This is a genomic window from Streptomyces auratus (genome assembly GCF_050433025.1).
Taxonomy (GTDB): Bacteria; Actinomycetota; Actinomycetes; order Streptomycetales; family Streptomycetaceae; genus Streptomyces; species Streptomyces sioyaensis.
In genome coordinates this window covers 3,276,104-3,294,742 of the sequence record NZ_JBNGCB010000001.1, presented here as the reverse complement: position 1 = coordinate 3,294,742, position 18,639 = coordinate 3,276,104, and the positions used below count along the sequence as shown (strand labels likewise).

Sequence of the window (18,639 nt, the reverse complement as noted above, 5' to 3'; positions counted from 1 at the left end):
TCTCAGCGGGGGACAGGGAGATGAGCGAGTACGGCGTTGATCACGGAGTCAGCGGTGACTCCTTCCATCTCCGCTTCGGGGCGGAGATGAACGCGATGTCGGAGCGTGGGCAGGGCAAGGGCCTTGACGTCGTCGGGGGTGACATAGTCGCGGCCGGTGAGCCAGGCCCAGGCTCGTGAGGTGGAGAGCAGAGCGGTGGCGCCTCGGGGGGAGACACCGAGGGAGAGCGAGGGGGATTCGCGAGTGGCACGGCAGATATCGACGATATAGCCGGTGACTTCGGGGGAGACGGTGGTCTTGGCGACCGCGTCCCGGGCCGCATCGAGGTCGGCCGTGGAGGCGACGGGGCGTAGTCCTGCGGCGCCGAGGTCGCGGGGGCTGAATCCGGCCGCGTGGCGGGTGAGTATGTCGATCTCGTCATGCCGAGCGGGGAGCGGCACCGTCAACTTCAGGAGGAACCGGTCGAGTTGGGCCTCGGGGAGGGGGTACGTGCCCTCGTACTCCACGGGGTTCTGGGTGGCGGCCACCAGGAACGGCTCGGGGAGGGGACGGGCTGTGCCGTCGACGGTTACCTGACGCTCCTCCATTGCTTCGAGCAGGGACGCCTGGGTTTTGGGAGGCGTGCGGTTGATCTCGTCCGCCAGCAGCAGGTTGGTGAAGACGGGCCCCGGCTGGAACGAGAACTCGGCGCTGCGGGAGTCGTAGACCAATGAACCGGTGACGTCACTCGGCATCAGGTCGGGGGTGAACTGGACGCGCTTGGTGTCGAGTTCGAGGGCGGTCGACAGCGCGCGTACGAGCAGGGTCTTGGCGACGCCGGGGGCGCCTTCCAGGAGGACGTGACCGCGGCAGAGGAGTGCGACGACCAGTCCGGTGACGGCGGGGTCTTGGCCTACGACGGCCTTGGCTATCTCGGTGCGCAGGTCCTCGAGGGAGGCTCGGGCGCTGTCAGCGGTCGGGGTGCTCACGGGGGGCGTGCCTCTCTTGGGAAACGATCGAGGATTCGAGTGCATCGAGTTGGTCGGCCAGGTGCACCAACGCCCTGTCGTCCGCGGGAGCCGGGCCGAAGAGCAGGTCATGGAGGTCTTTTCCGGTGCCGGGGGACTCGGAGACATGGGCGCGGATGGCGGGAAGAAGGACGTCGGAGGTGTGGGCGTGCACGGGGGGCACGCCGGTGAGGGGGGCGATGCGTGTGCGGGCCGCGGAGCGCAGTACGTCGGATGCTCGGTCGCGGGCACCGGCCTGTTCGTAGAGGCGCGCGTGGCCCTCGGTGGTCTCGGTGGCCGGGACGGTGACGGGGAGTTTTTCCGGCACCAGGGGACCGAGGCGGCGGGCGCGCCACAGGGCCGCGCACACGGCGGCGAAGGTGAGTTGGAGCAGGCCCCAGCGCCAGCCGGAGGGGATGAGCTCGAAGAAACTGCGCTGGTCGTTCTGAGTGGACGACGGGTCGCTCAGGGAGGGGAGGTACCAGACCAGATGCTTGTGCGTGCCGAGGAGTTGAAGGGCCAGCGAGGCGTTGCCGTCCGCGGCGAGGTGGTGGTTGTAGAGGAGGTCGGGGGAGCCGAGGAGCACGGTGTCACGGCCGGTGCGGGGGGCCGGCAGGCGCAGCAGGGTCGGCCGGCCGCCGCTGGGGTAGCAGCGATCGGCGCCGTCGACGGCCGTGGTGTAGCGGAGGCCGCCCAGGAGGGCATCGCCTGCGCGGCGGGCGTCCGGCAGCGAACAGGCAGGGCGGCGTACCGAGATGCCGACCGGGGGTTCGCTCTGCACGCCGGGGGCAAAGGTTTCGAGAGCCGAGGGGCCGGGGCCGATCAGGACGGTGCGGCCGGAGGTGTGCGCGGTCGCGGTGTGCAGGCCCGTCAGCTGAGCCTGCGTCAGCATGTCGGGGTCGGTGACGAGCAGTGTGGTGTGTGGGCCGGCCGCCGCGGCGGCCTCCTCGGAGGTGGTCACCACGTGGGTGGAGATGCCGTGGGAGGCCAGGAGTTGGGCGACGGCAGCGCTTCCGGTCCGGTCCGTGGACCGGGGGTCGAGCCGGCCGTGCTGCTCGCCGGACTGCAGCGCGGCGAGGACCACACCGCTGACGACGAGGAGGAGAACCGCGAGCAGCGGCCCGCGGGACCGGGCCCACGGGCCACGACGGGTGGGCGAGAGCACGGGGAATTCCGGGGTGGCCGTTGTCATCCGTGGCTCCCGGTCGGGGTGTTGGCCAGATCGGGCTTGGCTTGCTGCAGGTCGTTGTCGAGGCTGGTCAGGAGGGCGTACGCCCGTTCCGTGCCGGGACGGCCGCCGTATGTGACGTCGTCGAAGGTGCGGGCCGCGGTGCGCAGCCGGTCGGCGTGCGCAGGCAGAACCCGGCCGGCCTCGGTGGCGGATTCGTCAGCGGTGCGGCCGGGGCCGGGGGTGAGCAGAGCGCGCTCTTCGAGGGCGAGGACGAGGGCGCGCATGCGGTCCTGGATCGCCTGGCACCAGCGGCCCTCGGCGGCGTGCCGGGCAGCGGCTGCCCGGTGCTCGGCAGCGGTGCGGGGAGCGTCGGCGAAGAGTGCGCCGCTCGTGGTCGGAGTGCGGCGCACCGCCCCGAGCCGCAGCCGGAGGGCGACGATCAGCAGCAGGACGCATGCGGCGATGGCGAGGAGTCCGATCCAGCCCCCCGGCGTGGTGCCGGCGGCCGTGTGGAAGAGCGCGTCGACGCGGTCCCAGAGCCAATCGAGGGCGCGCTGGATCGGGTTGGGGTCGTGCTGGTGGTACCGGGGATCGGACAGTTCACGTTCGGCCGCCTCGCGGGCGGGGACGCGTGGAGTCCGCACCGGTATGTCGTCGTCGGAGCGCGCGATGAGGCGTCCGTGCACAGCCATGATCCCCGCTGTGGTCACCGCATCAACTTTCCGGTGCGGTGTCGTCGGGGCGATGCCCGGGGCCGTCGGCGGGCGGGGCTGTGGCGTCCGTGGAGGTGGTGTCCGAGGGGGTGGTGTCCATGGGCGCGGGGTCTGCTGCGGCGACGTTTGCGTCGGTGCTCTCGGTGCGGGAGCCGTCTTCCTTGGCACTGGACGTCGCGGGGGAGTCGGCCACCGCGGGGGTGTCAGCCGTCGCGGTGCCTGCGGGGGCGTCAGGGGCGGTCGCGGCTGCGGCTGCCGGCGCATCCTCGGCGGTGGGAGCCGGGGGATTCGGCGCAGACGGGTAGGCGGCCGGGGTATAGGAGCCGTAGCCGGGGAGGCCTGCGGCGCGGGCGAGTTCGAGGTCGAGTGCCTCTCGGCGGATGCGCTGGTCCATGTAGAGGAGCGCGGTGACGCCGGCGCTGACCGGGAAGGTGATGGCAGAGCTGATGACGGCGCCGATGCCCACCACGATCAGGAACGACCAGCTGGTGTTGCTGGTGCCGTTCGCCCAGTCCATCAGGTTCTCGCCGCCGATGAGGAAGGCGAGGATCGTGGCCGGGATCTGGATGATGAACTCGACGACGGAGACCAGGACATAGGCGAGGAGTTGTGCGCCCAGCACTCGCCACCAGGCGCCCCGTACGAGCTTCGCCGAGCGGCGCATGGCGGCGATGACGCCCTGCTTCTCCAGCATCAGTGCGGGGGCGGCGAGGCTGAAGCGGACCCCCAGCCAGAGGCTCACGGCGCCGGCGGCCAGCCCGCCGAACAGCGTGAGGAGCAGGCCGGCGTCCAGCGGGCCCGTGGCCGCCAGGATGATGCCGGGAGCCAGGCCGGCCGTGAGGACGGCCGTGATGAGCAGCGGGAGCAGCACGAGCAGGCCGAACAGGCGCGGAAGCTGGGTACGCGCATCGCGCCAGGCCTCCCCGGCGGTGACCGAACGTCCGAGGACGGCACGGCTCACGACCATGGTCAGCATGCCGGTGGCGATGATCGTGGCGAGCAGCCCGATCGCCGAGGTGATCCCGGTGCCGGCGAGCGTATTGCTGAGCTGGCGCATGGTCTCGCGGAGGGGCGGGGCGCTGTCGCTCGCCGGGCCGGCCACGCGGCCGGCGTTCTGGAAGAGGCCGGTCACGACGGTGATGGCGGTCTGCGAGACGACGGCGACGATCAGCGATATGCCGAGAACGGTGCGCCAGTGGGCGCGCATGGTGGCGACCGCGCCGTCGAGGATCTCGCCGAGGGCGAGCGGGCGCAGGGGAATGACGCCGGGCTTGGCGGCCTGCGGCACGGGGGCCCAGGCGCCGCCCCAGGGGGGCTGATTGCCGGGGTACGACGGACCGCCCCAGCCGGGCCCGCCGGTGCCGGACGATGCCGCACGGGTGCGGTCACCGGACGCGCTCGGGCCGCTCCTGCCGCGGGGCCCGCTCTGGCCGGGGATGCCGGCGGGGGCCGACCACTGGCCGGCGGGCGGCTGTTCCTTGGACCAGTTCGGCGGGGACGGCTGCTCGGCGGGGCCGGTCCGGTCGTCCTGGGTGGGCTGCTCCTGTGTGCCGCGGCCCGGCTCGTCGGAGGAGGGAGTGGATCCGGGCGAGGCCCAGCCCGGAGAGTTGTTCATCGTCGCTCCTTCTTGCTGCCCGTCCGCCGGGGCGGTGGGGGACCGGGGTCCGCGGTGGCAGTCATCGTGTCATGGCAACGGGCGTGGTGTACCGGGGCCCGGAGTGCGAGAGAACCTTCTGTTCGAGGGCCGGTCGGCGGCAGACTGAAGGAATGGGCGATCAGTACGAGGTATCCGAGAAGGGCGCCGGGGCGCTCGCCATTCCGTCATTGCGTTGGGAGGAGCCGCCTGAGGGGCCCGTATTGGTCCTCCTCGATCAGACCCGGCTGCCCGCGGAGGAGGTCGAGCTGGTCTGCACGGACGTACCGGCGCTGGTGCAGGCGATACGGACGCTCGCCGTGCGGGGGGCGCCGCTGCTGGGCATCGCGGGCGCTTATGGCGTGGCACTGGCCGCGGCGCGGGGCTTCGATGTGGAAGAGGCGGTCGAGGCGCTGGCCCAGGCCCGGCCGACCGCGGTCAATCTGGGGTACGGCGTACGGCGGGCGGCGGCCGCGTACCGGGCCGCGGCGGCCGACGGGTCCGGTGCCCAGGCGGCTGCGGCGGCGCTGGCCGAGGCGCGGGCCGTGCACGCGGAGGACATCGAGGCCAGCACACGGATGGCGGAACACGGACTGGCGCTGCTGGGCGAGCTGCTGCCGGGTGGCGGTCACCGGATTCTCACGCACTGCAACACAGGGGCACTGGTCTCCGGGGGCGAGGGCACCGCCCTGGCGGTGGCGCTGGCGGCGCACCGGGCCGGGGAACTGCGCCGGCTGTGGGTGGACGAGACCCGGCCGCTGTTGCAGGGGGCCCGGCTGACCGCCTACGAGGCGGCGCGGGCAGGTATGGCGTACACGGTGCTCTCGGACGGTGCGGCGGGCTCGCTGTTCGCCGCGGGCGAGGTGGACACGGTGCTGATCGGCGCGGACCGGATCGCGGCGGACGGCTCGGTCGCCAACAAGGTCGGCAGTTATCCGCTGGCGGTGCTGGCGCGGTACCACCACGTTCCGTTTGTGGTCGTGGCACCGACCAGCACGGTGGATCTGGACACCGCGGAGGGTGCGGATATCGAGGTGGAGCAGCGGCCGGCCCAGGAAGTGACGGAGTTCTCGTTGCCCTCTGCGCAGGGCGCCGGGACGGTGCCGGGTGCCGGTATACCGGTGGCACCTTTGGGCGCACAGGCCTACAACCCGGCCTTCGACGTCACTCCACCGGAGCTGGTGACGGCGATCGTCACGGAGGCCGGAGTGGTGGCTCCGGTGACCTCGGAGAGGCTGGCAGAGGTGTGTTCCACGTCACGATGGAGTAAGTCACGATCAGGTAATGGGATGATGGCCGAATGAAGGGACGCGTCCTGGTCGTCGACGACGACACCGCACTGGCAGAGATGCTCGGCATCGTGCTGCGCGGCGAAGGTTTTGAACCGTCGTTCGTGTCGGACGGCGACAAGGCTCTGGCGGCCTTCCGCGAGACCAAGCCCGATCTTGTGCTGCTGGATCTGATGCTGCCGGGGCGGGACGGTATCGAGGTCTGCCGGCTGATCCGGGCCGAGTCCGGTGTGCCGATCGTGATGCTGACCGCCAAGAGCGACACGGTGGATGTGGTCGTCGGGCTCGAATCGGGTGCGGACGACTACATCGTCAAGCCGTTCAAGCCCAAGGAGCTGGTGGCCCGGATCCGGGCCCGGCTGCGGCGTTCGGAGGAGCCGACGCCCGAGCAGCTGGCCATCGGTGACCTGGTCATCGATGTGGCGGGCCACTCGGTCAAGCGGGACGGGCAGTCGATCGCGCTGACCCCGCTGGAGTTCGATCTGCTGGTGGCGCTGGCGCGCAAGCCGTGGCAGGTGTTCACGCGTGAGGTGCTGCTCGAGCAGGTCTGGGGCTACCGGCACGCCGCCGACACCCGGCTGGTCAACGTCCATGTGCAGCGGCTGCGCTCCAAGGTCGAGCGGGATCCGGAGCGGCCGGAGATCGTGGTGACCGTGCGCGGGGTCGGCTACAAGGCCGGGCCAAGCTGACATGATCCGGGACGGTTCGACCCCGGAGGGAAAGCGGGGGCGCACCGTCGGCCCGGCGGGTGATATGTCCTTTTCGGGCAAATTGGTGGCCCGATTGCTGCGCGGCGGGCAGCTGCTGCCCGACGGCGCGGTGAGCGGGCCGGTTCACCCCCTGCTGCGGCTCTTCAGTCGCTGGGTGCGGCGGCCTCTGCTCCCGGCCCTGCGGCTGTGGCGGCGCAATATCCAGCTGCGCGTGGTGGCGACCACGCTCCTGATGTCGCTCGCCGTGGTGCTGCTGCTCGGTGTGGTGGTCGTGGGCCAGGTCCGTAACGGCCTGCTCACGGCCAAGGCCCAGGCCGCGCAGAGTCAGGCGGTGGGCGGCTTCAGCGTCGCCCAGAAGATGGCCGACGGCGCCGACGACACCCGGCCCGATGACGTCGCCCGCACCGGCAACCGCAGCACCCAGGATTCCGCGACCTGGCTGACCGGCCTGGTCGAACAGCTCGCCAGCGGCGGGCAGGGTGTCTTCTCCGTCGTGGCGCTCAGCTCCGACTCCGACGAACCGTTCGGCGACTCCAGCCCCGGTACCCGCGGCCCGCGCGCCTCCGGCGATGTCGATCCCGAGCGGAGCGTGCCCGCCGAGCTGCGGCGGAAGCTGGACACCAAGTCCGGGACGTTCCGCCAGTACACCCAGATCAAGCGGATCGGGTCGGACGACGGGATGCCGGCGCTGATCATCGGCAAGCGGCTGAACGACGTCAACAGCAACCAGTACCAGCTCTACTACCTCTTCCCGTTCAGCCAGGAGGAGGAGTCGCTCAAGCTCGTGACCGGCACGCTCGCGACCGCCGGGGTCTTCGTCGTGATCCTGCTCGGTGCGATCGCCTGGCTGGTGGTGCGGCAGGTCGTCACGCCCGTACGGATGGCCGCGGGGATCTCCGAGCGGTTGGCCGCCGGCCTCCTCCAGGAGCGGATGAAGGTCACTGGTGAGGACGACATCGCCCGCCTCGGGGAGTCCTTCAACAAGATGGCGCAGAACCTCCAGGTCAAGATCCAGCAGCTGGAGGAGTTGTCCCGGATGCAGCGCCGCTTCGTCTCCGACGTCTCGCACGAGCTGCGGACGCCGCTGACGACCGTACGGATGGCGGCCGATGTCATCCACGACGCCCGCGACGAGTTCGACCCCGCCACCGCGCGCTCCGCCGAGCTGCTGCGCGGCCAGCTCGACCGCTTCGAATCGCTGCTCGCGGAGCTGCTGGAGATCAGCCGTTTCGATGCCGGGGCGGCCGCGCTGGAGGCCGAGCCGATCGACCTGCGCGATGTGGTGCACCGCGTCATCGAGGGGGCCGAGCCGCTCGCCGAGCGCAAGGGCACCCGCATCGTGGTGCGCGGCGCCGAGGAGCCCGTCATCGCCGAGGCCGATCCCCGTCGGGTGGAGCGGGTGCTGCGCAATCTCGTGGTCAACGCCGTCGAGCACGGCGAGGGCCGCGATGTGGTGGTGCGGCTGGCGTCCGCGGGCGACCGCAGCGGGGGTGCGGTGGCCCTCGCGGTGCGTGACTACGGCGTCGGTCTCAAGCCCGGCGAGGCCACCCGGGTCTTCAACCGCTTCTGGCGCGCGGACCCGGCCCGGGCCCGTACCACCGGAGGCACGGGACTCGGCCTGTCCATCGCCGTCGAGGACGCCCGGCTGCACGGCGGCTGGCTGCAGGCCTGGGGCGAGCCCGGCGGCGGCTCGCAGTTCCGCCTGACGCTGCCGCGGACGGCCGGCGAGACGCTGCGCGGGTCCCCGATACCCCTGGAGCCGGAGGACTCACGGCGCCACCGCGGGCTGGACGAGACGGGCCGGCCGCGCGCCGGGGTGGACCGCAAGGCGTCCACGATCCCGGCGCAGCCGCGTACGACAGAGGCGGACGGTGCGCTCTCCGCCGCCCGGGAGCCGCAGGTGGCCCGGCCGTCGACGGCCGGGCCGACGGCGCTGCCCGGCAACGGCGCCCGTGTGGTGCCGCAGATCGGGGGCGCGCGGAGCGAGGCAGCAGCGCGCGGCGAGGGCGCGCACATCGATGAACCGGTCCACGAGGGCGGGGCCGAGCAGGACGCCGGACGGGGCGTGGAGCGGGAAGGCGGGCTGCGTGGGAACTGAGCGCGGAGGCGAGCGCGGGGAGGGCACCGGACAGCCCCGTATGCGCGTCCGCCGGGGAGCCCGGCGGGCGCGGAAGGCGGTGCTGCTCGGCTGTGCGGCGGCGCTGCTGGCCGGGTGTGCGTCGATGCCGGACAGCGGGGACGTCACAGCGGTCGACCAGTCGCCGCGCTCCGAAGGCGACTCCCAGGTGCGGGTCTACGGCGTACCCCCGCAGGACGGTGCGCAGCCGACCAACATCGTGCGCAGCTTCCTCGACGCGACGACCAGCGACGAGGCGGATTTCCGTACGGCCACGCAGTATCTGGCCAAGTCGGCGAAGCGGACATGGCGGCCGTTCCAGGTCACCAATGTGCTCCAGGAACGCCCGAAGCCCGAGCCGAAGTCGCAGCCCAGCCGTGAGGACGCGAACGGCTACACGGTCACCCTCTCCGGCAGCCAGGTGGCGGCCGTGGACGACAACCACGCCTACACCCCGGAGGAGAAGCCGTACCGCCGCACGATTCACCTCGTCAAGGAGAACGGGCAGTGGCGAATCGACCGGCTGCCCAACGGGCTGGTGCTCGGCCTGTCCGACTTCCAGCGCATCTACCGCTCCGTCAACAAGTACTACTTCGCGTCCTACAAGTCCGAGGCGCAGGAGCCGAAGGCGAGCCGCAATGTGCTCGTCGCGGACCCGGTCTATCTGCGGCAGCGGATAAGGCCGATCACGTCCAGTGTGGCGGCGCTGCTGTCCGGGCCCACCGACTGGCTGAACCAGGTGACGAGTTCGGCGTTCCCGCCCGGCACCCGGCTCGCCGCACGCGATCTGGCGCTGGACGACTCCAACGCGCTGCATGTCAGGCTCAGCAAGCAGGCGGTGAGCGCCGGATCCGCCCAGTGCAAGCGGATGGCGGCGCAACTCTTCTTCACCGTCCAGGACATGACGCGGGCTTCGAAGGTCAGTGAGGTGGAACTCCAGGACGGCAGCGGCAATTCGCTCTGCGCGCTGACCCAGGAGCAGGCCGACCGTGACTTCGCCCCCGCTCCGGGCAGCCAGAACTCCGGCAAGGAGTACTTCATCGACGCCGACCACAAGGTCGTCGCCATGTCGGACTCCGCGACCGAACCGACGCCGGTCCGCGGGCCGTTCGGCACCGGCAAGACTCCGCTGCGCTCGGTCGCCATCTCGCGCGCCGAGAACACCGCGGCCGGTGTGTCGAGTGACGGCCGGTCCCTGTACGTCGCCGGCATGGAGGACGGCATCGCCCGCGGCGGTTCACTACTGACCAGCAACGGCTCGGCCAAGGACCCCGATGCGGGGCTGACCGCGCCGAGCTGGGACGGGCTGGGCGATCTGTGGATCGCCGACCGCGATGCGCACGGCTCGCGGCTGCTGCGGATACGTGAGGGCAAGAGCGACCCCGAAAGGGTGGCGGTGCCCGGTCTCGACGGGCGGCGGATCAAGGCGATCAAGGTGGCTGCGGACGGGATCCGGATCGCGATCCTGGTGGAGGACAAGGGGCGTACGACGCTCCAGCTCGGCCGGGTCGAACGCGGCGGCACTGCCCAGCATCCGGAGCTGTCGGTGCAGGAACTGCGGCCGATCGCACCGCAGTTGGAGGACGTGGTGGCCGCGTCCTGGGCGGGCGGCAGCCGGCTGGTGGTCGTCGGGCGGGAGTCCGGCGGTGTCCAGCAGATGCAGTTCATGGAGACCGACGGCTCGGCGTCCAACGCACAGACCCTGCCCGGCGTCAACGGCGTCAAGGCGGTGGCGGCCTCGGAGGACGAGACCAGGCCGCTGATCGCGGACGCGACGGAGGGGATAGTGCGGCTGCCTCCGGACGCGAACTGGAAGACCGTGGCGAAGGACGGGACGGCGCCGGTCTATCCCGGGTGACGCAGGTGGCCGGGGTTGCCCGGTGGGGCCGATGACGCGGGTACCGGCTCGCCGCCGACGCAATCCGGCCCCGGTCCTGCCGATCCAGCCGGACCGGGAGCCGGAATGGGTCGGTCCGGCAGGCCGCGATCTCCCCCGAACGGCTCAGCCGCCGCTCCGCCGCCGAGGTTGTCCACAGGGGTGGTGACCGAGGGTGTTCGGCGGGACAGTGGAGTCATGCAAGGGGTATGGCGCGAACTGGCCGGTCTGGTGCTGCCGGTCGACTGTGCGGGGTGTGGCCGGCCGCGTACGGAGCTGTGCGCACAGTGCCGTCGGGCGCTGGCGCGGGACGGGCGCGGGGCGCGGCGGGTTCGGCCCAGGCCTGCGCCGGCGGGGCTGCCCCGGGTGTGGGCGGCGGCGCCGTATGCCGACGAGGTGCGGGCGGTGCTGCTGGCACACAAGGAGCGAGGCGCATTGCCGCTGGCCGGGCCGCTGGGCGCGGTGCTGGCCGGGGCAGTACGGGGGCTGCGGCCCGGTGGCGGGCCGCTGCTGCTGGTCCCGGTGCCGTCGGCCCGGAGAGCGGTGGCCGGCCGGGGGCATGATCCGGTGCGCAGGATCGCCCGGGTGGCGGCCGGTGAGCTGCGGCGGGTGGGGACGGGGGCCCGGGTGCTCGCGGTGCTGCGGCAGCGTCGTGCGGTGGCCGACCAGGCGGGACTGAGCGCCCGGCAGCGGCTGGAGAACGTCGCCGGTGCACTGGAGGTGCCGGATGTGGCTCGGAGGCTGCTGGCGGGCCTGCCAGCAGTGCTGGTGGACGATCTGGTGACCACGGGTGCCACGCTCGCGGAGGCGGCGCGCGCGATGGCCGTGGCCGGTGGCCGGGTGGTCGGAGCGGCGGTCGTGGCGGCGCCGGTGAGCGCCTTCGCGGCCGGTCGTGGTGGTGCGCCCCTCCGCGCGTTACCACAGGGCAATTAGTTGGGGAAGGAAAGCCACTCAATTGGAGCCGAGGGCTCCGAGGGGGTGCCGACAACAGTCCGAGAGAGCTATGTTCGGTTGTGAGGACTTGGCGGACGTTTTGCCTCGGATGTCGCGATGAATGCGTTCAGGGGTATTTTCGGCGACCCTGAAAACAGGGGAGTGGAGAGCTTGTCGACGGGGGAGGAGGAGGTGAAAGTCGCCAAGTCCGAGGCTTCGGCAACCACCGGAGCCTGGTGCAAGAAGGAATCGCCCCGCTGGATGAGCGGAGCGATCCGGGAACGGAGTTCTGCGTGGACATCGTCGTCAAGGGCCGCAAGACCGAGGTGCCCGAGCGGTTCCGCAAGCACGTGGCCGAGAAGCTCAAGCTGGAGAAAGTCCAGAAGCTCGACGCCAAGGTGATCAGCCTGGACGTCGAGGTGTCCAAGGAGCCCAACCCGCGGCAGGCCGACCGTTCCGACCGAGTGGAGATCACCCTCCGCTCCCGTGGCCCGGTGGTCCGGGCCGAGGCGGCCGCAGCCGATCCCTACGCCGCGCTGGATCTGGCAACCGCCAAGCTCGAGGCGCGTCTGCGCAAGCAGCACGACAAGCGCTTCTCGCGTCGTGGCAACGGCCGCATTCCGGCGAGTGAAGTCGCTGTCAGCGTGCCCGACGCCGCAAGCCTGAACACCAACGGAGAACTTGCCGCCGAGGTCGACCAGAAGGTGCCGACCACGAGGATGGGTTCGATCGACGTCCAGGGTGAAGGCCCCTTGATCGTCCGGGAGAAGACCCACTCGGCCGCACCGATGGCGCTCGACCAGGCGCTCGCCGAGATGGAGTTGGTCGGACACGACTTCTACCTCTTCGTCGACGCCGACACCAAGCTGCCGAGTGTCGTCTACCGGCGGCACGCATACGACTACGGCGTCATCCACCTGAACCCCGATCTGTTCGGGGAGGAGGAGCCCGGCGGCGCAGGCGGCGCCCTGGGCGGCTGAACCCCACCGCTCGGTGCCCCCGGCGCACGCCGGGGGCACCATCGTGACCGGAGAGAGCAGGAGTTGAAGCCGTATAGTGTTTGTGCCGGCCAGGGAGTACGGGGATACGACACGGCGACATGCCGGGGAGACGATCGCATGGCATTGATCGGGCTGGCCGCAGGGGGCTGTTGTCAACCAGCCTTATTTCCAAGCTCTGGCCTGTGGGCCGAGTAGTTGACGGGGAGGATCGATGGGGGACAGTTTCGGGCCCGTGCGCGGCGACGCGGATGATGACCACTGCGGTGCCGGAAGCGAGGACGAGGCCGACCGGGCCGTGAGCGTGGCGCGCAAGGAACCGATCCGGGTCCTGGTCGTGGATGATCACGCGCTCTTCCGGCGGGGGCTGGAGATCGTGCTGGCCCAGGAGGAGGACATCCAGGTCGTCGGCGAGGCGGGGGACGGCGCGGAGGCGGTCGACAAGGCCGCGGATCTGCTGCCCGACATCGTGCTGATGGACGTACGGATGCCCAAGCGCGGCGGGATCGAGGCATGTACCTCCATCAAGGAGGTCGCCCCCAGTGCAAAGATCATCATGCTGACGATCAGCGACGAAGAGGCCGATCTCTACGACGCGATCAAGGCCGGCGCCACCGGCTACCTCCTCAAGGAGATCTCCACCGATGAGGTGGCGACCGCGATCCGTGCCGTGGCGGACGGCCAGTCGCAGATCAGCCCGTCGATGGCCTCCAAGCTCCTGACGGAGTTCAAGTCGATGATCCAGCGCACCGACGAGCGCCGGCTGGTGCCCGCGCCCCGGCTCACCGACCGTGAGCTGGAGGTCCTCAAGCTGGTCGCCACGGGCATGAACAACCGCGATATCGCCAAGGAACTCTTCATCTCCGAGAACACGGTGAAGAACCACGTCCGCAACATCCTGGAGAAGCTGCAGCTGCACTCCCGGATGGAGGCCGTGGTGTACGCGATGCGGGAGAAGATCCTCGAGATCCGGTGAGCCGGCGGGGGCGTAAGCGCGCCGGGTGGCCGGGGGCCGCTGAGCCCCCGGACGTACCGTCCGGCGGTTCTAGTCGCTCGTGTGAGTGAGCTCTGCGCGCAGCGCGGCGGCCAGCTTCGGGTCGTCGCAGCGGTCCACGCGTACGGCGTCGCAGCCGACCCAGCTTGCTGCCTCCCGCAGGGCCTGGGCCATGGGGGCGACGGCCTTGGCGCCCTGCACCGACACCTGGCGGGCGACGAGGGTGGTGCCCTCGCGGGCCGGGTCCACCCGCCCCACCAGCTGACCGCCGGCCAGCAGGGGCATCGCGAAATAGCCGTGTATCCGCCGGGGGCGGGGGACGTATGCCTCCAGGCGGTGCGTGAAACCGAAGATCCGCTCGGTGCGCGGACGGTCCCAGATCAGGGAATCGAAGGGCGAGAGCAGGGTCGTGCGGTGCCGGCCGCGGGGCGGGGCGGCGAGCGCGGCGGGATCGGCCCAGGCGGGCTTTCCCCAGCCCTCGACCTCGACGGGGACCAGGCCGGAGTCCGCGACGACGGCATCGACCTGCTCGCCCTTGAGGCGGTGGTAGTCCGCCAGATCGGCGCGGGTGGCCACGCCCATGGCGGCCCCGGCCTGGGCGACCAGGCGGCGCAGGCACTCGGCGTCGTCCAGGTCGTCGTGGAGCAGACGGTCCGGGACGGCGCGCTCGGCGAGGTCGTACACCCGCTTCCAGGCGCGGCGTTCCGTACAGACCACGTCGCCGGTGTCCAGCAGCCACTCCACCGCGATCTTGGTCTCGGACCAGTCCCACCACTCGCCGCCGTTGCGCCCTCCGCCCAGCTCGGAGGTGGTCAGCGGGCCGTCGGCCGTCAGCCGGTCCAATACGGCGGCGCAGGAGCGCTCGGAGTCCTCCATGATGTGCCAGCGGTGGCCCTTGGCCCGTCGGGCGCGGCGGCGGAAGGCGAAGTGCGGCCACTCCTCGACGGGCAGGATGCAGGCGGCGTGCGACCAGTACTCGAAGCTGTGGGTGCCGGTCCAGTAGGCGGCCTCGACGGCGGTGCGGCCGACGGCGCCGAGCCGGGCGTAGGGCACCAGCTCATGGGAGCGGGCCAGCACCGAGATCGTGTCCAGCTGCACCGCGCCCAGCTGCCGCAGCACCCCGCGCACGCCCGCCCGGCGGTCCGGGGCGCCCAGCAGGCCCTGCGCCCGCAGCGCCAGGCGGCGGGCATCGTCGCGGGACAGGGCGGTCACGGGCGGCGGCAGCGGCTGTGTCTCGGCGGTCATGCGGCTCAGAGTAGGGGCGGGCACTGACAACGGACCCGGGCACGGGAAAACCGCTGGTGAGGGGGGGCCGAGGCCGTCCGGAGCGGAGCCGTCGCGGTGCGGAGTGCCGCGCGGCCCGGGCCCGCGCGGTGCTGGACCCGCGCCGTACCGATGCCGGATCGCGGGGCCGGTGCTCAGCCGGGGTAGGGCAGATACGGCGTCGCGTCCGGGATGTCGATGCTGGCTGCCGTCCCGGACGGTCCGTGCGCTCCGGGCAGGTCGGACGGGAGCAGCGAGCCGATCCAGAGGTCCCGGCGGGTGCCCTCGCGCGGCAGCTTGGCGCGCAGGGTGCCCTCCATCCGGAAGCCGAGCCTGCGGGCCACCGCCCGGGAGCCCTCGTTGCCGGCCTCCGCGTGCCACTCCATGCGCTCCACCCCGAGATCGCCGAAGGCCCAGCGCAGCACCGCGCGGGCCGCCTCGACGGTGTACCCCCGGCCGCGCTGCTCCTTGGCGGTCCAGTAGCCCAGCTCGGCCTGCCGCTCCGGGGTGCGCAGCCGGTCGAGGCGTACCAGGCCCATCGCACCGACCAGGGCCCCCTCCGCCCGGGTCACGACGGCGAAGTGGTAGGCGGTGTCGTGGCGCCAGCCCTCGGGGACGACCGTGCCGGCGAACTGCTCGGCGTCCTCCCGGCGGTACGGGGAGGGGACGGTGGTCCAGCGCCGGATGTCGGGCTCCTGGCACGCGGCGTACACCGCGGGTGCGTCGGAGGCGTCGAAGGGCCGCAGCACGAGACGCTCGGTGGTGAGGGTGACCGGCTTCATGGCGTGAGTCTGCAAGGTTGCGGAAAGCCTGGCTAAGGGTTTTCGGCGTGATTCCGGGCATCCGCCCGGCACCTTCTCGCGGCCTTGCGCGTTCACGGGAGGAGGGGATAGCGGGGTTCGCTGCGGCGGACCTCCCGGCCCGGCTGCGTCCTCCTTTACGATGGCCGTTGCGGCGGGGCCTGCCCCTTGGAAAAATGCCGCGCCCGCGCACTCGACCGTGCAGGCCCGACCGGCAAGGAGACCAGCCCAAGTGTCCGTCTTGACGAAGATCATGCGTGCAGGCGAAGGAAAGATCCTGCGCAAACTGCACCGCATCGCGGGCCAGGTCAACTCCATCGAGGAGGACTTCGCGGCGCTGTCCGACGCGGAGCTGCGTGCCCTTACGGATGAGTACAAGGAGCGCCTCGCGGACGGCGAGAGCCTCGACGATCTGCTGCCCGAGGCGTTCGCCACGGTTCGTGAGGCCGCCAGGCGGGTGCTCGGCCAGCGTCCCTACGACGTCCAGCTGATGGGCGGCGCGGCCCTTCACATGGGGTACGTCGCCGAGATGAAGACCGGTGAGGGCAAGACCCTGGTCGGCACCCTCCCGACGTATCTCAACGCGCTGTCCGGCAAGGGTGTCCACCTGATCACGGTGAACGACTACCTGGCCGAGCGCGACTCCGAGATGATGGGCCGCGTCCATAAATTCCTGGGCCTGACCGTCGGTTGCATCCTCGCCGACATGACGCCGGCCCAGCGCCGTGAGCAGTACAACTGCGACATCACCTACGGCACGAACAACGAGTTCGGCTTCGACTATCTGCGTGACAACATGGCCTGGTCGCAGGACGAACTCGTCCAGCGCGGCCACAACTTCGCGGTCGTCGACGAGGTCGACTCGATCCTCGTCGACGAGGCCCGTACGCCGCTGATCATCTCCGGCCCCGCGGACTCGGCCACCAAGTGGTACGGCGACTTCGCCAAGTTGGTGCAGCGCCTGAAGCGGGGCGAGGCCGCCAACCCGCAGCGCGGTATCGAGGAGACCGGCGACTACGACGTCGACGAGAAGAAGCGCACCGTCGGCATCCACGAGAGCGGTGTCAGCAAGGTCGAGGACTGGCTGGGTATCGACAATCTGTACGAGTCGGTGAACACCCCGCTCGTCGGTTACCTCAACAACGCGATCAAGGCCAAGGAGCTCTTCAAGAACGACAAGGACTACGTCGTCATCGACGGCGAAGTCATGATCGTCGACGAGCACACCGGCCGCATCCTCGCCGGCCGCCGCTACAACGAGGGCATGCACCAGGCCATCGAGGCGAAGGAAGGGGTGGAGATCAAGGACGAGAACCAGACGCTCGCCACGATCACCCTGCAGAACTTCTTCCGCCTCTACGACAAGCTCTCCGGCATGACCGGTACGGCCATGACCGAGGCCGCCGAGTTCCACCAGATCTACAAGCTCGGTGTCGTCCCGATCCCGACGAACCGCCCGATGGTCCGTATGGACCAGGCGGACCTGATCTACCGCACCGAGCCCGCGAAGTTCGACGCGGTGGTCGAGGACATCGTCGAGAAGCACGGCAAGGGCCAGCCGATCCTGGTCGGCACGACCTCCGTGGAGAAGTCCGAGTACCTCTCCCAGCAGCTGAACAAGCGCGGTGTGCCGCACGAGGTCCTCAACGCCAAGCAGCACGACCGGGAAGCGCCGATCATCGCCCAGGCGGGCCGCAAGGGTGCCGTCACGGTCGCCACGAACATGGCCGGCCGCGGTACGGACATCAAGCTCGGCGGCAACCCCGACGACCTCGCCGAGGCGGAGCTGCGGCAGCTGGGCCTGGACCCGGTCGAGCACGTCGAGGAGTGGGCGGCCGCGCTGCCCGCCGCCCTGGAGCGCGCCGAGGCCGCGGTCAAGGCGGAGTTCGAAGAGGTCAAGGAGCTCGGCGGGCTCTATGTGCTCGGCACCGAGCGGCACGAGTCGCGGCGGATCGACAACCAGCTCCGCGGCCGCTCCGGCCGTCAGGGCGACCCCGGTGAGTCGCGGTTCTACCTCTCCCTGGGCGATGACCTGATGCGGCTGTTCAAGGCGCAGATGGTCGAGCGGGTCATGGCGATGGCCAATGTCCCCGACGACGTCCCGATCGAGAACAAGATGGTGACCCGGGCGATCGCCTCCGCGCAGTCGCAGGTCGAGCAGCAGAACTTCGAGACGCGCAAGAACGTCCTGAAGTACGACGAGGTGCTCAACCGCCAGCGCGAGGTGATCTACGGCGAGCGCCGCCGCGTGCTGGAGGGCGAGGATCTGCAGGACCAGATCAAGCACTTCATGGACGACACCATCGACGCCTACATCCAGGCGGAGACGGTCGAGGGCTTCGCCGAGGAGTGGGATCTGGACCGGCTGTGGGGCGCCTTCAAGCAGCTCTACCCGGTCAAGGTGACGGTCGAGGAGCTGGAGGACGAGGCCGGCGACCGCGCGGGCATCACCGCCGAGTTCATCGCCGATGCCATCAAGGACGACATCCACGAGCAGTACGCCGCCCGTGAGGAGCAGCTCAGCTCGGACGTCATGCGGGAGCTGGAGCGCCGGGTCGTGCTGTCCGTCCTGGACCGCAAGTGGCGTGAGCACCTCTACGAGATGGACTACCTCCAGGAGGGCATCGGCCTGCGGGCGATGGCCCAGAAGGACCCGCTGGTCGAGTACCAGCGCGAGGGCTTCGACATGTTCACCGCGATGATGGAGGGCATCAAGGAGGAGTCCGTCGGCTACCTGTTCAACCTGGAGGTCCAGGTCGAGCAGCACGTCGAGGAGGTCCCGGTGGAGGAGGCGCAGACCTCGCTGGAGAAGGACCTGCAGGACGCCGTGCCCGCCGGCGCGGCGCGCCCGGAGATCCACGCCAAGGGCCTGGAGGCGCCGCAGCGCCCGGACCGGCTGCACTTCTCCGCTCCCAAGGTGGACGGCGACGGCAGCGTCATCGAGGGCGACTTCATCAGCGACGAGGAGGCCGGACCGGCCCGTTCCGAGGCGGACGGACTGACCCGCGCCGAGCGCCGCAAGGCCCAGAAGAGCGCAGGGCGTCGCCGTAAGAAGTGAGCGGTGAGCGGTGAGGTGGCCCGGGGGCGGGCCGCCCGGGCCGTGTAGCAGCGGGGCGCCCCGGCCGGAGACCGGCCGGGGCGCCTTTGTGTGCCGGCC

The 18,639-nt window shown here is 71.0% G+C and carries 14 protein-coding genes; 8 read left to right on the top strand and 6 right to left on the bottom strand.

The features are described from left to right. Positions 1 to 2: 2 nt before the first annotated feature. From BKA18_RS14145 to BKA18_RS14130, 4 genes are read right to left on the bottom strand one after another with little or no spacing between them, the layout of a single operon-like run. Positions 3 to 1,013 (bottom strand): AAA family ATPase, encoded by a 1,011-nt coding sequence (locus BKA18_RS14145; RefSeq protein ID WP_231976906.1) that lies wholly within the window; start codon positions 1,011 to 1,013, stop codon positions 3 to 5. Continuing rightward, entirely contained in the window at positions 949 to 2,178 is a 1,230-nt protein-coding gene (locus tag BKA18_RS14140; RefSeq protein ID WP_366043456.1) for a DUF4350 domain-containing protein, read from the bottom strand. The genes BKA18_RS14145 and BKA18_RS14140 overlap by 65 nt, the downstream gene beginning before the upstream one ends. Continuing rightward, positions 2,175 to 2,849 (bottom strand): DUF4129 domain-containing protein, encoded by a 675-nt coding sequence (locus BKA18_RS14135; protein WP_366043455.1) that lies wholly within the window; start codon positions 2,847 to 2,849, stop codon positions 2,175 to 2,177. Before BKA18_RS14135 ends, BKA18_RS14140 begins: the two co-directional genes overlap by 4 nt. Before the next feature lie 22 nt (positions 2,850 to 2,871). Next, the gene (locus BKA18_RS14130; RefSeq protein WP_366043454.1) at positions 2,872 to 4,485 is read right to left on the bottom strand and encodes a DUF7847 domain-containing protein; all 1,614 of its coding nucleotides are present in this window, start codon (positions 4,483 to 4,485) and stop codon (positions 2,872 to 2,874) included. A 152-nt stretch (positions 4,486 to 4,637) separates the two neighbouring features. On the opposite strand from BKA18_RS14130, the gene mtnA reads away from it, so the two are divergent. From mtnA to BKA18_RS14095, 7 genes are all read left to right on the top strand, one after another. Then, positions 4,638 to 5,807, top strand: a complete 1,170-nt coding sequence (gene mtnA, locus BKA18_RS14125; RefSeq protein ID WP_366043453.1) for an S-methyl-5-thioribose-1-phosphate isomerase — start codon at positions 4,638 to 4,640, stop codon at positions 5,805 to 5,807. Then, entirely contained in the window at positions 5,804 to 6,481 is a 678-nt protein-coding gene (mtrA, locus tag BKA18_RS14120; protein WP_006605255.1) for a two-component system response regulator MtrA, read from the top strand. Before mtnA ends, mtrA begins: the two co-directional genes overlap by 4 nt. A gap of 64 nt (positions 6,482 to 6,545) precedes the next feature. Continuing rightward, positions 6,546 to 8,600: an MtrAB system histidine kinase MtrB gene (mtrB, locus tag BKA18_RS14115; protein ID WP_366043451.1), complete on the top strand. Its 2,055-nt coding sequence runs from the start codon at positions 6,546 to 6,548 to the stop codon at positions 8,598 to 8,600. Positions 8,601 to 8,640: 40 nt separating this feature from the next. Next, positions 8,641 to 10,476, top strand: coding sequence for an LpqB family beta-propeller domain-containing protein (locus tag BKA18_RS14110; RefSeq protein ID WP_366043490.1), 1,836 nt, complete (start codon positions 8,641 to 8,643; stop codon positions 10,474 to 10,476). A gap of 216 nt (positions 10,477 to 10,692) precedes the next feature. Beyond that, positions 10,693 to 11,427, top strand: coding sequence for a ComF family protein (locus BKA18_RS14105; protein WP_366043450.1), 735 nt, complete (start codon positions 10,693 to 10,695; stop codon positions 11,425 to 11,427). 293 nt (positions 11,428 to 11,720) lie between these two features. Further along, the gene (hpf, locus tag BKA18_RS14100; RefSeq protein WP_006605259.1) at positions 11,721 to 12,407 is read left to right on the top strand and encodes a ribosome hibernation-promoting factor, HPF/YfiA family; all 687 of its coding nucleotides are present in this window, start codon (positions 11,721 to 11,723) and stop codon (positions 12,405 to 12,407) included. A gap of 232 nt (positions 12,408 to 12,639) precedes the next feature. Beyond that, a complete protein-coding gene (locus BKA18_RS14095; RefSeq protein ID WP_006605260.1) occupies positions 12,640 to 13,401 on the top strand; it encodes a response regulator in 762 nt (253 codons plus the stop codon). A 69-nt stretch (positions 13,402 to 13,470) separates the two neighbouring features. Here the strand turns inward: BKA18_RS14095 and BKA18_RS14090 are convergent, their stop codons facing one another. After that, entirely contained in the window at positions 13,471 to 14,664 is a 1,194-nt protein-coding gene (locus BKA18_RS14090) for a winged helix-turn-helix domain-containing protein (RefSeq protein WP_366043449.1), read from the bottom strand. Between the two features lie 173 nt (positions 14,665 to 14,837). After that, on the bottom strand, positions 14,838 to 15,464 hold the full coding sequence (locus tag BKA18_RS14085; protein ID WP_366043448.1) for a GNAT family N-acetyltransferase: 627 nt from the start codon (positions 15,462 to 15,464) through the stop codon (positions 14,838 to 14,840). Between the two features lie 250 nt (positions 15,465 to 15,714). Between BKA18_RS14085 and secA the strand changes: the two genes are divergently transcribed. Next, positions 15,715 to 18,540: a preprotein translocase subunit SecA gene (secA, locus tag BKA18_RS14080; RefSeq protein ID WP_366043447.1), complete on the top strand. Its 2,826-nt coding sequence runs from the start codon at positions 15,715 to 15,717 to the stop codon at positions 18,538 to 18,540. Positions 18,541 to 18,639 lie beyond the last annotated feature (99 nt).

Bases quoted from the DNA above. Each gene is read 5' to 3' on its own strand.
- BKA18_RS14145 (WP_231976906.1), bottom strand. From the start codon at position 1,013: ATGCACTCGAATCCTCGATCGTTTCCCAAGAGAGGCACGCCCCCCGTG.
- BKA18_RS14140 (WP_366043456.1), bottom strand. From the start codon at position 2,178: ATGACAACGGCCACCCCGGAATTCCCCGTGCTCTCGCCCACCCGTCGT.
- BKA18_RS14135 (WP_366043455.1), bottom strand. From the start codon at position 2,849: ATGGCTGTGCACGGACGCCTCATCGCGCGCTCCGACGACGACATACCG.
- BKA18_RS14130 (WP_366043454.1), bottom strand. From the start codon at position 4,485: ATGAACAACTCTCCGGGCTGGGCCTCGCCCGGATCCACTCCCTCCTCC.
- mtnA (WP_366043453.1), top strand. From the start codon at position 4,638: ATGGGCGATCAGTACGAGGTATCCGAGAAGGGCGCCGGGGCGCTCGCC.
- mtrA (WP_006605255.1), top strand. From the start codon at position 5,804: ATGAAGGGACGCGTCCTGGTCGTCGACGACGACACCGCACTGGCAGAG.
- mtrB (WP_366043451.1), top strand. From the start codon at position 6,546: ATGTCCTTTTCGGGCAAATTGGTGGCCCGATTGCTGCGCGGCGGGCAG.
- BKA18_RS14110 (WP_366043490.1), top strand. From the start codon at position 8,641: ATGCGCGTCCGCCGGGGAGCCCGGCGGGCGCGGAAGGCGGTGCTGCTC.
- BKA18_RS14105 (WP_366043450.1), top strand. From the start codon at position 10,693: ATGCAAGGGGTATGGCGCGAACTGGCCGGTCTGGTGCTGCCGGTCGAC.
- BKA18_RS14095 (WP_006605260.1), top strand. From the start codon at position 12,640: ATGGGGGACAGTTTCGGGCCCGTGCGCGGCGACGCGGATGATGACCAC.
- BKA18_RS14090 (WP_366043449.1), bottom strand. From the start codon at position 14,664: ATGACCGCCGAGACACAGCCGCTGCCGCCGCCCGTGACCGCCCTGTCC.
- BKA18_RS14085 (WP_366043448.1), bottom strand. From the start codon at position 15,464: ATGAAGCCGGTCACCCTCACCACCGAGCGTCTCGTGCTGCGGCCCTTC.